This is a genomic window from Jeotgalibaca porci (assembly GCF_011299095.1).
GTDB lineage: Bacteria > Bacillota > Bacilli > Lactobacillales > Aerococcaceae > Jeotgalibaca > Jeotgalibaca porci.
The window spans coordinates 1,015,316-1,029,858 of record NZ_CP049889.1 but is presented as its reverse complement, the minus strand read 5'-3'; the positions used below and the strand labels follow the sequence as shown (position 1 = coordinate 1,029,858).

The following is a 14,543-nucleotide window of genomic DNA, read 5'->3' as shown; positions in this document are numbered from 1 at the left end:
TTCTCAGAAAAATGCTAGTTTCTATATTAGACGTTGTATTGACAAGGGATTCGCAAATAGGGCGGCGCCAAAATAAAAATAAACTTTTGTTTGACATTTTTAGAGAAGTGGATGTCTAGACAATTCGGCCGCAGGGTTGTTGTGACAAGGTCCATCCATATAAAAGGAGGTAAGGAAAATGCGTATATTAAACAACTTTAAGAGCAGTATGGCTGGTATTATGCTTTCATTAAGTCGTTATCCTATCGTTATAATCTGGCTAATGGCGGTAACGGTCATGAATGCTCTCCAAATTCATGAAGCCTTCGACTTGTACAGTCGGTTCCTATTTACCGGATTGACTGGGACAATGTTCGCATTGGTAGGGCAACATAGCTATGAACGTTTTACAAGCAAGGGCACGAATCACTGGTTATTGGCAATCGGTTCGCTTATTCTGGCAATATTATATTATTTCACGATGCCTGATAACAATGAATATGCACTCATCTATCCTATTCGGACGATTGTGCTACTTTTTTCATTGTTTATTGCTTTTATTTGGATTCCGACCATTAAAAGAGAACGGATACCGTTCCATGTAAATTTTTTAGCGATATTTAAAGCATTAATGACCACAATCTTAATGAGTATTGTATTGGCCGCTGGGGTAGCAGCGATATTAAGCAGTGTGGATTTTCTGCTATTTAGTATTGATTACCGGGTTACGCTTCAGGCCTTAAATATAATTGGTTTTCTTTTTGCGACGATTTACTTTTTAAGTCTTGTTCCGAATTATTCCCAAGAAAATCCGGAAGTCCTGGCGCGTGCTTCTGAAGTTCCGAGGTTTTTGGAAGTTCTGCTTGTCTTTATCATTATTCCAATCGTAGCCATCTACACATTCGTCTTAGCTGCGTATGTCGCAATCAATATCGGAGGCGATTTTTGGACGAATAATCTACTTGAGCCGTTATTAGTTTCTTATGCGATTATTGTCACGGTTGTCTACTTATTGGTCTGTAACGTTCAGCATAAATACAGCGAGCTGTTCCAGAAGATATTTCCAAAGATTATGTTGGCGGTTGTTTTATTCCAAACAGTTGCCAGTGTGTTACGGATTCAAGACTACGGCATCACGCACGGTCGCTACTATGTCATCCTGTTTGGGATATTTTCGACTATCACAGCGATCATCTTCAGCTTTTATCAAAAGAATAAGAGTGGGTTAATCGCTCCTATCCTTATCGTCCTTTCATTGCTTTCAGTGGCGCCTTTCGTCAATGCATTTACGGTTAGTCGCCATAGCCAAGAGAATATACTGGAAAAAACACTGATGGAAAATGGGATGGTGGTTGCCGGTGAAGTGGTTCCTAACGGTGAAATAACAATTGAAGATAAAGTTGCGATTACGCGAAGCGTTGAGTATTTGACGACGTGGACGGATGGTGAATCAATTCAGTACGTACCGGATAATTTCAATATTTATTCTGATTTTAATACGGTATATGGCTTTGGACCTGTGTACTACATTACGGATGGAGAAAATCCGCAAGAACCAGTCGGTAATTATGTGTACTTGGATTGGGAGGCAACGCCGATTATTCCTTTAGATGGTGCGGATTACTTGTTGAAAGTTAATTTTTATTCAGAAGAAGAAGTGACCTATCCTATAACCGAAGCGGTCACATTAACCTTGGTAGATTCCGCTTTGCTTATTCTGGAAGATAATTCTAAGGAAGAATTCCTTCGTTTTGATTTGACCGACTTATTTGAAAAAGCATTCGCAGAGTCAGGCGAAGTGCAAAAAGGCGCACCTGCCGCTCTTACAGCGCTGATGGAAACAAAAGAAAATGAACAAGCTAAAATGACAGTCATTGTGACACAGCTGGATAAATATGAAGAAGAAATCAGTGGAGAAGTCTTCATTGCAATTACGCTGAAGTAGAAACAGCCCATTAACAAACACTTAATAATTTACTTGTTCATAATTGTGAGTTGTTTTAGTAGAATGGGAGTATTGTGAAAAAGGAGGATATAAAGTAAATGATAGAAGTTTTGAAAGCTATAATACTTGGGATTGTAGAAGGAATTACCGAATGGTTACCAATCTCAAGTACAGGCCATATGATTTTGGTCGAAGAATTTATCCAGTTAGATACAACAGCTGCGTTTAAAGAAATGTTTTTCGTGGTGATTCAATTGGGGGCCATTTTAGCAGTTGTGGCCCTGTATTTTCACAAACTGAACCCCTTTTCTCCTAAGAAATCGCGTCAGGAGAAGAAAGACACAATGGCAATTTGGTTCAAGGTTGTTGTAGGTATTCTGCCAGCCGGCGTCTTGGGGCTTTTGTTTGATGATTGGTTGAATGATAATTTCTACAACTATTTCGTCGTTGCCATTATGTTGATTGTTTATGGGGTTCTGTTTATCTTTATCGAAAATCGAAATAAAGATAAAAAAGCGACAATTACTAGTTTTGCCGAATTGTCATATAAGACAGCTTTAATGATTGGTCTTTTCCAATGTTTGGCTTTGATTCCAGGAACGTCCCGTTCGGGCGCAACCATTTTGGGTGCGATTATTGTCGGCACATCCCGCTACGTTGCTGCTGAGTACTCATTCTTCTTATCTATCCCTATTATGTTCGGGGCTAGTGCTCTGAAGTTAGTTAAATTTGGTTTTGATTTTACAAGTATGGAATTGACAATATTAGTTACCGGAATGGTTGTTGCGTTCTTTGTTTCAATCGTTGCGATTAAGTTCTTAATGAAATACATCCAAAATAATGACTTCAAGGCATTTGGCTGGTACCGCATTATTTTGGGTCTGCTCGTAATCGGATATTTCTTCTATTTCGGATAAAGATGCTATCATAGGTGTAACAACGAGTGAGAGAAGAGGTCTGTGAATTGAAAAAGTCTATAGTAGTCATTCCAACTTACAATCCTGATCAAAAGTTTATACCCTATGTGGAAGAATTAATTGCAGCTGGCATCGCAACGATTATTATCGTCGATGATGGAAGTAGTGAAGAAACACAACACATCTTCCGAAATATCGAAGCTGTACCGGCATGTACACTCCTTGTTCACGAAACGAATCGAGGGAAAGGTGCGGGATTGAAGACGGCTTTCCGTCATATTCAAGCAACGTTTGTTGAAGAAACAGCCATTGTAACAGCAGATGCGGACGGTCAACATGCGGTACAAGACGTTGTTCGCCTGTTAGAAGAACTAAAAAAAGAGGCCCATGGTATTGTGTTAGGTGTCCGTGATTTCGACTTGGAGCATGTTCCGAGGAAGAATGCGTTTGGAAACAAGTTGACGAGTCGGGTGTTTAAATGGTTATTTGGCACCTATATTTCCGATACCCAAACAGGTTTGCGCGGCTTTCACAGTTTAGACATTCCGTGGTTAGTGGCTATTAAGGGCGAACGCTTTGAATATGAAATGAACATGCTGATGGTGGCGGTTCATGACGACATGCAGCTTGTTGAAGTGCCCATTCAAACCCTCTATTTTGGTGAAGAGCGCGTAACGCATTACAAAACATTTCGTGACTCAGGGCGTATTGCCAAACAACTCTTTGTTGGGCTGACCATGAAAAAAAAGTTAGTCGAACATAACTAGGAGGGATGAGAAGTGCCGACTGATTATGGAAATTTTTATAAGTTCATAAGAGGGTTGTTGCGTCTATCATCCAAACGAGCGACTGTTCGGACGTTCCCCAAGACTGTTGCGGGCCCTGTTGTATATGTTTCGCACCACCGTAATATGTACGGACCGGTAACTATTTTAAAATGGCATCCGGAATTTGTTCGCACGTGGATTTTTAGTGCTTTCATGGATTATCGAACGTGCTACGATCATTATGTGGCGTACACGTTGACTGAAAGACTCGGACTCTCGAAAGGGGTTGCTAAGGTAGTGGCAGCACCGCTGGCTTGGTTCATGACAACGTTAACCAAATCTGCTCGCGGAATACCGGTTTATCGACAGTCGCGTAAAGTCATTGAAACGATGCAGCAATCGGTAGAAACACTCGAACAGGGGACAAGCCTACTGATTTTCCCCGATGTTGATTACAGCGATGACAGTGTTGAAGTAAAAGAAATCTATGACGGTTTTTTATACATCGATAAATACTATTATCGCAAAACAAAAAAGCATATTCCCTTCGTTCCCGTTGTGGCTGTAAAAGAAACGCAGTCCTTTCGGGTGGGGGAACCGATTTATTTTAGCGGAGAAGGCAACTTTATCAATCAAAGAAAAATTGTCGCCGCTGAAATTCAGCAATCATTAAATGCCTTGTCACAAGAAGGCTCTATTATATCGATAAGTTAAAGAAGGAAAGAGAGTGGGAAAAAAGGCGTTTAGATCCGAATCACTGGAACGAATAAGCACAGGATGGACGCAGACCATCCGCGCATTATTTTAGGATCACTGTGGGCTGAAGCCCAAGTGTATCATGTTTGTAAGCTGCTAAAGCAGCAACAAGCATGACAAAGTGGATGTCGGAGCTGCCTTTTTGAGCACGTTTATGCCACAATTATTCGTTAATAGTAAGGGGCCGGGAGTTTTTCCCCGGCCCCTTTCCTTATTTTCACGTATAGGTTATCAGTCAGGTTTTCCGTGCTCCTGTGCTATACTTTTGTCAATTGAAGGAGGTGGCGTGGTTGATTTTAAGTATGTATATTACATTGATGCCGGTCGTTCTGGCAGGCATCGCCAACATGAAAGTGTTGAAATCATCTTGGTTGAAAACGTGGCAAACGCCGATTGATAATGGGCGAGTGTGGCGTGATGGCCGACCATTTTTCGGAGCAAATAAAACATGGCGCGGTGCAGTCGGAATGGTCATTTGCAGTGTGGCAGCCATGGTTCTGTGGGGAGGAATCTGTCGTATTTTCCCTTATTTGGAACAACGTAATCAATTCTATATCTTCAATCGAAATACCGTACTTTTTAATAGCTTTGTCGGTGCATTATTGGGTGTTGCCTATATTTTATTTGAGCTTCCCAATAGCTTTATCAAAAGAAGAATGAATATATCCCCCGGAAAGGCCGCTTATGTAACTAATCCTTGGAAATACATGTGGCTCGACCAAATGGATTCACTCTTTGGTTGTGCTTTAGTTTTATGGTTCTTTTATCCACTCAGTTTCGGACAGTATTTAGGTTATGTATTTCTGGGTGCGGCCACACATTTAGGCATCAATGTTATCTTAGTCAAAATCGGTTGGAAAAAAGCGATTTAAGAAAGGAGCCATCCATCTATGTATAAACGTATCCCAGTTTTTCACGTAGCGAATACAGTAAGTCTCATGGGCTTATTTTTCTCGCTATGGTCCATCAGAAGTCTCTTTGAGGGAAACACTGACTTTGCCATTATTTTATTTGTTCTCTCCGGGCTATGTGATCTTTTTGATGGGAAATTTGCCCGTCTCTTCAAGCGTGACGCTTTCCAACAACAAATGGGGGAGTATATTGACTCATTCGTGGATATGGTCTCGTTTGTTGCATTGCCGGTTATATTTTTATTTCATTTCGTTTCCGGGATGACGTTGCCTCTCGTTTTGGCGGTGTTCTATGCCATTTGTGGCATTCACCGATTGGGTTATTTTCATATTATAAAAGAGGATGACTTCATTGGCGTACCACTCACATACATAACGCTTGCTTTAACAGTGACGTATACGTTCTTTAGTCTGTTTAGTGCAACAGGAACGGCGTTATTCCGAGCAGCGATTGTTTTATTATTTATCTTGCTGCCGCTTGGATTCGTCTGGAATCGTCCTGTTAGACGACCAAGTGGTAAAATGTATCTCCTCTTTATTGGTTTGGCCATCTTTGTTTTGGTAGTTATTGGAAGTAGGTTATAAATATGACGCTCATCTATGATCGCAAACTAAAGGAAACCTATACGGAAGCGGAAGTTGGCGGCAGAGTAGTTACGTTCTTGTATGAGACAGCTCTTGGCCGCTTCCTGTTGAAACCCTTACTTTATCCGGCTTTTTCAAATTTTAAAGCAGCGCGAAATAATACGAAGCGTTCAGTCCGGAAAATAAAACCATTCGTCGAAAAATACCACATTAATTTAGATGAAGCAGAACAGACGACCTTTCAGTCGTTTAATGATTTTTTCACCCGACGTTTACGACCTGATGCTCGTCCCATTTCAGAAGCAAAAACGACTGTGATTGCGGTCGCTGACAGCAAGTTGATGACGTATTCGATTTCGGAATCGGGTGTTTTCCAGATAAAAAGCCGAAGCTATACTTTAAACGAACTGATTCGCGATACCCGTGTTGCGGAACAATTTATAGGAGGGACGTGCCTGGTTTTTCGATTAGCCATCGATGATTACCATCGTTATTGTTATCCGGACGCAGGTAAGAAATTAGCTGCACGTATGATTCCGGGTATGCTTCATTCTGTTCGACCGCTCGCACACGCACATGCGCGAGTCTTCTCGGAAAATACGCGTCACTGGCAACTCTTTGAGACTGAAAATTTTGGGCGTGTTCTCTTTATGGAAGTCGGTGCTTTATTGGTTGGAAGGATTCATGATCATGGTGCGACAGTATTCACTAAAGGCCAGGAAAAAGGCTATTTTTCTTATGGCGGATCTAGCATTGTCGTGTGTTACCAAAAAAATCAAGTGAAAATAGCTGAAGACATTGCGGCAGCTAATCGAGAAGGATTGGAAGTCCGTGTTTCTTATGGAGAGAAGGTGGGAAGCCATGCTTAAACGTTTAAGTATTTATGCAAGAGAAATGTATCCGATTATTCCGCGCTTGGGGATTAGTTTTTTAATGGTTGCCGTTCAGATTCTGGGGGTGCTGGCATTTGCACGCACGCAACCACGTTATCAGTTTAACTGGGAAGATTTAGGCATCATCTATACAGTCTTTGCATTTTTATTTTTACTCCGCATCGCAGATGAGTTTAAGGACTTGGAAAATGACCGGATCAATTATCCTGAACGCCCCCTTCCTTCTGGACGGTTGTTCAAGAAAGACTTATGGTATTTAGGAACCGTCCTTTTTGTGACAATGGTAGGCCTTAATATCCTGTTGCCGCAACCTATTTGGCCTTTTATTCTGGTTGTATTTTACGGTTTTTTAATGACTGTTTGGTTTTTCCAACGGGCTAAAATTGAGCCGAGTTTGGTTTTGGCACTTGTCACCCATAATCCGGTTCAATTGCTGTTAAGTTTGTATGTGATTCATTACGTGACAGTGCAATATGAGCTGCCATTATGGACCAAAGAGAACGTTTTGTTGGCATTTGTATTGTATATTCCTGCTTTATTGTGGGAAGTTTCCCGTAAGATAAAAGCACCGGCTGATGAGAACCAGTATGTGACGTATTCACAAGTATGGGGATTCCGAGGCTCACTATACGCTGTTAGTGGAATTGCTGCTGTTGGTGTCATTGCGGCTTGGGTATTGGTTGCTGAGTTAACCGCATCTCTTTTATTAATGGTTAGTTTTATTGGATTGCTTTATACCCTGTACCGCTTTTATCAAAATCCCGACGGTAAAAACTTAAAAACTTCCGTTCCTGCGTATTTAATTGCGCATCTATCTGTATTTTTGTTGCTTGTCACATTGCTATATATTTAAAGGAGTCGTTACTTCATGAACAATTGGCTCACGTATGAACAGATGACGCGCGAAAATAGTGGTGGAAAAGCAGCCGAATTGGCGAGCATGAAAAAACGAGGCTTAAATGTCCCGCCCTTCATCGCGTTGTCCCTTGCCACAGCGAAGCGTATTCGTGGCACTGGTGAGATAGAACCAACCTTAACCGAATTATATCCCATGCTGGACGAAAGAAAGCTCTATGCCGTTCGTTCTTCCGCAAATATGGAAGACGGATCAGAAACGTCATTTGCGGGTTTATTTGAAACGTATCTCAATGTTTCACCAACACATATAGCGGATAAAATTTCGGCTTGTTTGGCAGCAGGCGGTAAGAATCATATTCACGCTTATGCCGATTATCATACTTTGAAAGCGTCAGATATTGTTGTAACGGTTATTGTACAGGAAATGATTCCGGCTGAACGTTCAGGGGTTTTATTCACGGCGAATCCGCAAGGATTGCTGAATGAGAGTGTTTTGGTAATTGGGAATGGCTTGGGCGAGGGGATTGTCAATGCAGAAGTCCCCGTTACAACTTACTATCTAAAGCGCGATGAGGATTTTGTCTACTTTGAACGTGAAGAGGATAGTCCCTTAATGACGGAAAAGGAAAGAGCAGATTTGTTGCAGCAAGTGGACGGTTTAACGTCTAAACAGTTGGATGTTGAGTTTGCGATTGCGGATGGCAGTGTCTATGTTTTGCAGTCCCGACCGATTACAACGTTCCCGACTGGTGCGATGACCGTATTAAATAATAGTAACTTAGTGGAAAGTTACCCGGGGTTGACGCAACCGCTGACGGAAAGCTTTATCACTTTTGCTTATGAACAAGTTTTTAAAGGCGTAGCTTGGCGCTTTTCGCGTTCCCAAGCATTGTTGGACCATTATGCTTCAGCGTTCCAAGAACTCGTTGTCCGGGTCAATGGACGCATGTATTATAATATGAATCACTTGTACGGGTTATTGCAATTCTTGCCGTTCCCTAAGTTGCTTTTGCCAATATGGCAAGAGATGATGGGTTTTACTCAGAAGGAAATCGTTATTCCGCCAGCCTTGGCGAAGCAGACATCATTGTGGGACAGCTTGCTGATTTCGAGTCGAATTATTAAAGAACTCGTAACGACTCCGAAGCAGATGACTGCATTAGACCGTGCGTTCCAAGATACAACAACGTTCTTTCGTGCCTCTTATAAAACCGATATGTCTGCGGCAGAAGTGAAAAATCTATATCACGCTTTAGAAGAGCGTATTTTGAAAAAATGGGACATCACGCTTGTGAATGACTTATATGCCTTTACTTATACGGGTTTATTGAAGCGTGTTTTACGTCGATGGGGAAAGGATCCAGATAGCAATGAATGGCATCAGTGGTTCGCCGGTATTCCGATGATATCCAGTATGGAACCGGTGCATGAAATGCAAAAAATGGCTGCCTTTGCCCGAGACCATCAGTTGACCGAAGCCATCCGAAACATCACAACGCCAAACGCATTAACACTGTTCTTGGAGGAGAACCCGCATTTTAAGAGCCTCTTTACTTCCTATGTCGAGCGTTACGGCGACCGGGGGCTGGAAGAACTGAAACTAGAAACACAGACATTTCGCAGCCATCCTTTAAAGGCTTTGCAACAACTCAGTGACTTCTTGGACATGCCGCCTCGAAAAGAAAGCGTGCATGTGGAAAAGGAACGTATTCCGTTCACAGGTTGGCGTAAGCGTGTCTTTCATTTCTTAAGTAAACGGGCGCGGCTGGGTATTCAGCACCGCGAAACGTCACGACTCAATCGCAGCCGTATTTACGGGATGGTTCGGACTTTGTTCCGGCGTTTAGGAGTGATTGCGGAGGCGGAAGGTTATATTGAACACCACGAAGATATCTTTTGGTTATCAGTGGATGAGGCGTTTGATCTGAAAGACTACCGGGCATTAATTGCGCAACGGAAAGAGGCACAGCAAGGGTTTGCTTCTTTGCCGGCCTATGGTTATTTGGTATTTAAAGGACATCCTTACGATAAAGCGATTCGAATAGTTGAGAATGGGAGGAGTGCGATCTCGTCCCATCAGTTACAAGGCACGCCAACGTCCAATGGCATTGTGGAGGGGGAAGTGTTAGTCGTTCACCATCCAAGCGAAGTGCGAGAGGGCGCCAAAGACAAAATATTAGTGACGCAAATGACAGATCCAGGATGGGTTTTCCTATTGACCCAAGCCAAAGGGATTATTGCTGAAAAAGGATCACTGCTATCACATACGGCCATTATTTCCCGTGAATTGGGTATCCCAGCCGTGGTCGGAATTAAGCAGGCAACGACGCACTTAAAAACAGGTGATAGAGTGATTTTGGATGGAAATAGTGGAAAGGTCACACGGAAGGAGGCACGCAATGAAAGTTGAACGTTTGAATGAAGCAGACGTGGGAGCGTTTCTAGATTTTTCAGATAGCCTTTATGCACCGGCATTTCGCACAGAGAATAAACGCGAGTTGCGGGAAGTGTTGGAAGGAAAGCACCCACTGAGCCATTACTTCAGGGTGACACCCCTCGTAGTCAAGGATGCCGGTCAAATCATATGCCGTGCCGTTGTGACGTGCTATCCGGATGATTCGGCAGCGTATCTGGGTTATTTCGAATCAGAGAACAATCAGCAAGCAGCAACTTTATTGATTGATTATGCTGCTCACGTCGCCTATCTCTATGGGAAAGAAACAATCGAAGGCCCAATGAATGCTAGCTTTTGGCTGGGATACCGCTTGAAAGTGAATCATTTTGATAAGGAACCGTATTTTTCTGAGCTCTACCATCGCGATTACTACCAAACTTTGTGGGAAGCGAGTGGCTTTAAAAGACGCGAAACGTATTATTCTAACTTTTATGCGCCTGTCGATGAAAGTATTAAGCAAGAAAAATATCAGAAACGCTACCAACAATTTACTGAGAAAGGCTACCAAATTATCAGTCCAACAAAGAAATCACTGGATAAGGACTTTTTGGCGGTCTCGCAAATGCTGCAAGAACGTTTTCGAACCTTTCCCGTTTTTAAAGGCATCACTGATGAGGAATTTATGGATATATTTGAGAATTTAAAGCTGATTCTTAACTTGCGTTACACGAAGTTAGCTTATGATTCGTTGGGGAACTTTGTTGGGTTCCTCATCGCTACTCCTGATTACGGGACACAATTAACGAAGGAAAAACTGTCGAAGAAAGAAGTGCTGAAAGTGTTACTGACGAAGCAGGTGACACAGAAGTACGTCATTATGTATATGGCTGTCCAAGAGCATCATGAAGGCTTGGGATCGGCATTGGTGTATGCGTTGATTCAGGAATTTAAGCGGTATCGTATACAGAGTATTTCAAGTTATATTCATGAAGGAAAAGTTTCGGGGACCTATGTTATTTCCAGCATCCTTGATCAAAATGAGTATGCTTATTATCAGCGAAAAACGAGTGTGGTTGTTTAAGAAAGTCATTATTTCGGAACTAGAACGCAAAAAAAGTACTTCTAGTTCCGAGCAAATCAAAAAAGTCGGAACTAGGACGCGTAATACGTCATTCTAGTTCCGACTTTTTCAAATTAAAACAACCGTAAGAAATCATTTTCTGAAAGGATGGTAATGTTACGGCCCATACCTTGCAGTTGACGGACTTGTTCAATTTTGCTGCTTTCTAGAGATGTGCCAATTTTATCCCATTCACGGTTGGCAACGACAATATAAGTCGTTTCGTAGGCCAGTTTCGGATCGAAGTAGCCACCCGCATTAACGACCATTTGCGCTGCCTCTTGTCGTTTTATCTTGGACAAACGTCCAGTAAAGCACACGTGTTGTTTGTAGAAGGGATGGTTAGGATCGAACGCAACAAGTGCCGGCTTCAAAGCTATTTTCTTACTGCTCGCAGCTTTTTTGGCACTACGCATAGGACCAAAGCGATGCGAAAATAGTTGCCCCATTTGGTACTGATGTTCATCTAAAAAGCCGGCGATTTCGTAATCATACGGGCGCAATAGTTTGCTGGCGATTTGTCCGCAAGCTATCGCGTCATCAAGAGCGTTATGGTGGTTCTCAATTCCTAATCCATAATAGTCCAGTACATTTACCAAGCTATTACTTCGTAAAGTTAGGAGTTTCTTGGCTAATACGCACGAACAAAAGTAGGCATTCTCCATCTTGGGTAAACGGTATGTTTCAATTGTCGTTTGCAGACAGTTAATATCGAATTGGGCAAAATGTGCCACCAAGGGATCATCGCCAACGAAGGCACGTATTTCAGGATACAACTCATCAAAACGTTTCGCATCGTGGACATCATCCGGATAGATTCCATGCACCTGAATGTTTGAGGCGCTGAAACTTTGTAACGGATTGATTAAGCTGTAAAAGCGATCGACTTCTTTGCCTTTGGAAAAACGACTCATGCCGATTGAACAGATACTGTCTCCACGATTATTTGCTGTTTCGAAATCAATAGCGATATAATCCAAACAATTCCCTACTTCCTTGTTTTAGTCTCCTAATTATACCCGGTTTAAATCGGATAAACCAGAAGGGGGCTTCTGTAAGCACGCCCGAACCATTAGTAACGAAACATATGCTATACTGAAAATAAAATGAGACGAAAAGAGTGAAGGCATGTACCATTACACAACTGGTGACTTAGATAAAAAAACAATGTATAAATTTATATCCGGCAGCATCATCCCGCGTGCAATTGGCTGGATAACAACTCTCGATGAAAAAACGGAAGTAGTGAACGCCGCACCGTTCAGCTTTACAAGCGGTGTTTCAAATCAAGTGCCACTATTATCGATGGCCATTTTAAGAGGGGCGAACGGAGAACCGAAAGATTCCGCCCGCAACTTACTCGAATATAAGCACGGGGTTGTTCATATCGTTAGCGAAGACGTCGTGGATGCGATGAACGATACATCTGCGCCATTACCTGCTGACGAGAGCGAAGTTGTTTTCGCCGGTCTTCATTTGACTGATAGTAAAACGGTTAAAACACCCGGCATTAAAGAAGCGAAAATTCGGATGGAAGTGAAAGTTTACGATTACCATCCCGTAAAAAGTCCGGACGGAGATGTTGTCACCGACTTCTTTTTCTTAGAAGTAACAGATTTCTATTTCGATGAGACTATTTTTGATAAAGAAAAAGAGTACATTGATGTAGCAGCATTGAAGCCAGTAGCGCGTTTGGCAGGCCCTTACTATGCAACTTTGGATGAAATCTATCGTAAAGACCGCCCGAACTAATAGAAAAGAGACCCGGAAATAATGATAAGCTCCCTTCAAAGTAGACACTGAAAAAAACAAACTACTTTGAAGGGGGTTTTTTTCTATGACTAGAAAACATACCGATCCAGAACTGTTACATTTAATTGATTTACACCTAAGGGGTGTTTCTTATCGAACGCTTGTTGATCAGCACCATCTCAAACTATCTGATACCACTTTTATGAATTATGTCCATCGGTACCAGGACCATGGCATGGAAGGGATCCGCTCCCAGAAGAATTACCGCAGTTACTCGAAAGAATTCAAGCAGAAAATTGTAGCTGAATACCTACAGACGGGTTACGGCTTTTCATACTTAGCCGCTAAATATAACATTCCATCTAAAACAACGGTAAACAAATGGGTAATTCGATATACTGAAGGAAAAGAGAATGAGACATATTCTCCGAAATCTGAGGTGTACAACATGACGGGTGTTAAAAAATCATATGAAGAAAAATTAAAAATCGTAGAAGATTACATAGCCAATCGCCTGACTTATCTGGAAGCAGCGGAGAAAAACCATGTAAGTTACAGTAACATTTATTCCTGGGTGAATAAATACAAAAAGCATGGACCGATAGGTCTGGAAGACAACCGGGGCCGCGGGAAGCCCACGGAAATTCAAACAACGGAAGAACGTTTAAACGCAGAAGTAGAGACACTCAAAGCCCGGAATAAATGGCTAGAAATGGAGAACGATGCGTTAAAAAAGCGCCGAAAAATCGCTGGGAATCACAAATCACAGGGGTTAGACAAGAAGTGGAATATTTAACTATTGAAGAATTAAAGCATAAATATCCCGTTATCCATCTTTGTGACATACTGGGTATCGCCAAATCCAGCTACTATAAGTGGTTAAAACGGGAACCCTCAGAAACAGAATTAAAACGCCTGAAACTGATGCGGGCGATCAAAGGAATCCACGAGGCATTCGGTGGGATTTACGGCTACCGAAGAATGACCATCTTTCTCAACTTTTTTAGAAGAGCGAAAGTGAATCATAAGTGTGTACACCGCCTCATGAGAATCATGGGGATCACAGCCGTCATCCGTCGCAAAAGAAGGAACTACGTGCCACACAAAGCCGCACATGTGGCTGAAAACATCTTAAACCGTGATTTCCACGCTGAAAGACCCATGGAAAAGTTATTGACGGATGTCACGGAATTCCGGTTGACCAATGGGACAAAACGTTACCTGAGCGCTATTTATGACCTCGGGTCAAAGAAAATCGTGGCTTATAAAACCAGTCACCGCAATGACAACCCGTTAGTACTGGATACACTAAAGCAGATTTTGGGTGATGTAAAGCCTGAAACCACACTGATTCATAGCGACCGCGGTTCCCAGTACACCTCCCATGCCTTTAACAAGATGATTAAAGATCACCAGATAATCCATAGTATGTCACGCGTCTCGAAATGTATTGACAACGGCCCTATGGAAGGCTTTTGGGGTACCCTCAAGGTGGAGATGTTTAACCTGGATACGTTTGACAGACCAGCGTACTTAGACCGGAAAATCAAGGCATACATCGCGTTCTTCAACAATGAACGCGTTACTTTGGATATGGGATTAGCGATTCCTACGGAAGAGAAGATTCTACAAATGATTGCATAAACGCTACAAAAAAAGACCACA

Annotated in this window: 14 protein-coding genes; 13 read left to right on the top strand and 1 reads right to left on the bottom strand. The window is 42.2% G+C overall.

Annotation, left to right across the window (positions count from 1 at the left end):
* The first annotated feature begins 178 nt into the window (after positions 1–178).
* The 10 genes from G7058_RS05240 (at position 179) to G7058_RS05195 (ending at position 11,087) form a co-directional block, all read left to right on the top strand.
* Positions 179–1,924: a DUF4153 domain-containing protein gene (locus tag G7058_RS05240; protein WP_166062570.1), complete on the top strand. Its 1,746-nt coding sequence runs from the start codon at positions 179–181 to the stop codon at positions 1,922–1,924.
* Between the two features lie 98 nt (positions 1,925–2,022).
* The gene (locus tag G7058_RS05235; RefSeq protein ID WP_166062569.1) at positions 2,023–2,841 is read left to right on the top strand and encodes an undecaprenyl-diphosphate phosphatase; all 819 of its coding nucleotides are present in this window, start codon (positions 2,023–2,025) and stop codon (positions 2,839–2,841) included.
* A gap of 47 nt (positions 2,842–2,888) precedes the next feature.
* Complete coding sequence (locus tag G7058_RS05230; protein WP_166062568.1) at positions 2,889–3,608, top strand: glycosyltransferase family 2 protein; 720 nt, start codon at positions 2,889–2,891, stop codon at positions 3,606–3,608.
* A 12-nt stretch (positions 3,609–3,620) separates the two neighbouring features.
* A complete protein-coding gene (locus tag G7058_RS05225) occupies positions 3,621–4,322 on the top strand; it encodes a lysophospholipid acyltransferase family protein (protein WP_166062567.1) in 702 nt (233 codons plus the stop codon).
* 332 nt (positions 4,323–4,654) lie between these two features.
* The gene (locus tag G7058_RS05220) at positions 4,655–5,236 is read left to right on the top strand and encodes a CDP-archaeol synthase (protein ID WP_405002863.1); all 582 of its coding nucleotides are present in this window, start codon (positions 4,655–4,657) and stop codon (positions 5,234–5,236) included.
* A gap of 18 nt (positions 5,237–5,254) precedes the next feature.
* Positions 5,255–5,860 (top strand): CDP-alcohol phosphatidyltransferase family protein, encoded by a 606-nt coding sequence (locus G7058_RS05215; protein ID WP_166062566.1) that lies wholly within the window; start codon positions 5,255–5,257, stop codon positions 5,858–5,860.
* Positions 5,861–5,862: 2 nt separating this feature from the next.
* Positions 5,863–6,729: a phosphatidylserine decarboxylase gene (locus G7058_RS05210; protein ID WP_166062565.1), complete on the top strand. Its 867-nt coding sequence runs from the start codon at positions 5,863–5,865 to the stop codon at positions 6,727–6,729.
* Positions 6,722–7,606 carry a UbiA family prenyltransferase gene (locus tag G7058_RS05205; protein ID WP_166062564.1) on the top strand — a complete coding sequence of 295 codons (885 nt, stop codon included), beginning with the start codon at positions 6,722–6,724 and terminating at the stop codon, positions 7,604–7,606. Before G7058_RS05210 ends, G7058_RS05205 begins: the two co-directional genes overlap by 8 nt.
* Positions 7,607–7,621: 15 nt before the next feature.
* Positions 7,622–10,021, top strand: coding sequence for a PEP/pyruvate-binding domain-containing protein (locus tag G7058_RS05200; protein WP_166062563.1), 2,400 nt, complete (start codon positions 7,622–7,624; stop codon positions 10,019–10,021).
* Positions 10,011–11,087 carry a hypothetical protein gene (locus G7058_RS05195; RefSeq protein ID WP_166062562.1) on the top strand — a complete coding sequence of 359 codons (1,077 nt, stop codon included), beginning with the start codon at positions 10,011–10,013 and terminating at the stop codon, positions 11,085–11,087. The genes G7058_RS05200 and G7058_RS05195 overlap by 11 nt, the downstream gene beginning before the upstream one ends.
* Positions 11,088–11,200: 113 nt before the next feature.
* Here the strand turns inward: G7058_RS05195 and G7058_RS05190 are convergent, their stop codons facing one another.
* The gene (locus tag G7058_RS05190; RefSeq protein WP_166062561.1) at positions 11,201–12,106 is read right to left on the bottom strand and encodes an exonuclease domain-containing protein; all 906 of its coding nucleotides are present in this window, start codon (positions 12,104–12,106) and stop codon (positions 11,201–11,203) included.
* 148 nt (positions 12,107–12,254) lie between these two features.
* Here G7058_RS05190 and G7058_RS05185 point away from each other — a divergent pair, with 148 nt between their 5' ends.
* From G7058_RS05185 to G7058_RS05175, 3 genes are all read left to right on the top strand, one after another.
* A complete protein-coding gene (locus tag G7058_RS05185) occupies positions 12,255–12,878 on the top strand; it encodes a flavin reductase family protein (protein ID WP_166062560.1) in 624 nt (207 codons plus the stop codon).
* Positions 12,879–12,963: 85 nt separating this feature from the next.
* Entirely contained in the window at positions 12,964–13,674 is a 711-nt protein-coding gene (locus tag G7058_RS05180) for a helix-turn-helix domain-containing protein (protein ID WP_166062311.1), read from the top strand.
* Complete coding sequence (locus G7058_RS05175) at positions 13,581–14,522, top strand: IS3 family transposase (RefSeq protein ID WP_227004395.1); 942 nt, start codon at positions 13,581–13,583, stop codon at positions 14,520–14,522. The genes G7058_RS05180 and G7058_RS05175 overlap by 94 nt, the downstream gene beginning before the upstream one ends.
* Positions 14,523–14,543: the final 21 nt, after the last annotated feature.

Excerpts from the sequence above, each read along its gene's own strand:
- G7058_RS05180 (WP_166062311.1), top strand. The coding sequence starts at position 12,964 with ATGACTAGAAAACATACCGATCCAGAACTGTTACATTTAATTGATTTA.
- G7058_RS05235 (WP_166062569.1), top strand. The coding sequence starts at position 2,023 with ATGATAGAAGTTTTGAAAGCTATAATACTTGGGATTGTAGAAGGAATT.
- G7058_RS05205 (WP_166062564.1), top strand. The coding sequence starts at position 6,722 with ATGCTTAAACGTTTAAGTATTTATGCAAGAGAAATGTATCCGATTATT.
- G7058_RS05215 (WP_166062566.1), top strand. The coding sequence starts at position 5,255 with ATGTATAAACGTATCCCAGTTTTTCACGTAGCGAATACAGTAAGTCTC.
- G7058_RS05210 (WP_166062565.1), top strand. The coding sequence starts at position 5,863 with ATGACGCTCATCTATGATCGCAAACTAAAGGAAACCTATACGGAAGCG.
- G7058_RS05195 (WP_166062562.1), top strand. The coding sequence starts at position 10,011 with ATGAAAGTTGAACGTTTGAATGAAGCAGACGTGGGAGCGTTTCTAGAT.
- G7058_RS05185 (WP_166062560.1), top strand. The coding sequence starts at position 12,255 with ATGTACCATTACACAACTGGTGACTTAGATAAAAAAACAATGTATAAA.
- G7058_RS05200 (WP_166062563.1), top strand. The coding sequence starts at position 7,622 with ATGAACAATTGGCTCACGTATGAACAGATGACGCGCGAAAATAGTGGT.
- G7058_RS05175 (WP_227004395.1), top strand. The coding sequence starts at position 13,581 with ATGGCTAGAAATGGAGAACGATGCGTTAAAAAAGCGCCGAAAAATCGC.
- G7058_RS05240 (WP_166062570.1), top strand. The coding sequence starts at position 179 with ATGCGTATATTAAACAACTTTAAGAGCAGTATGGCTGGTATTATGCTT.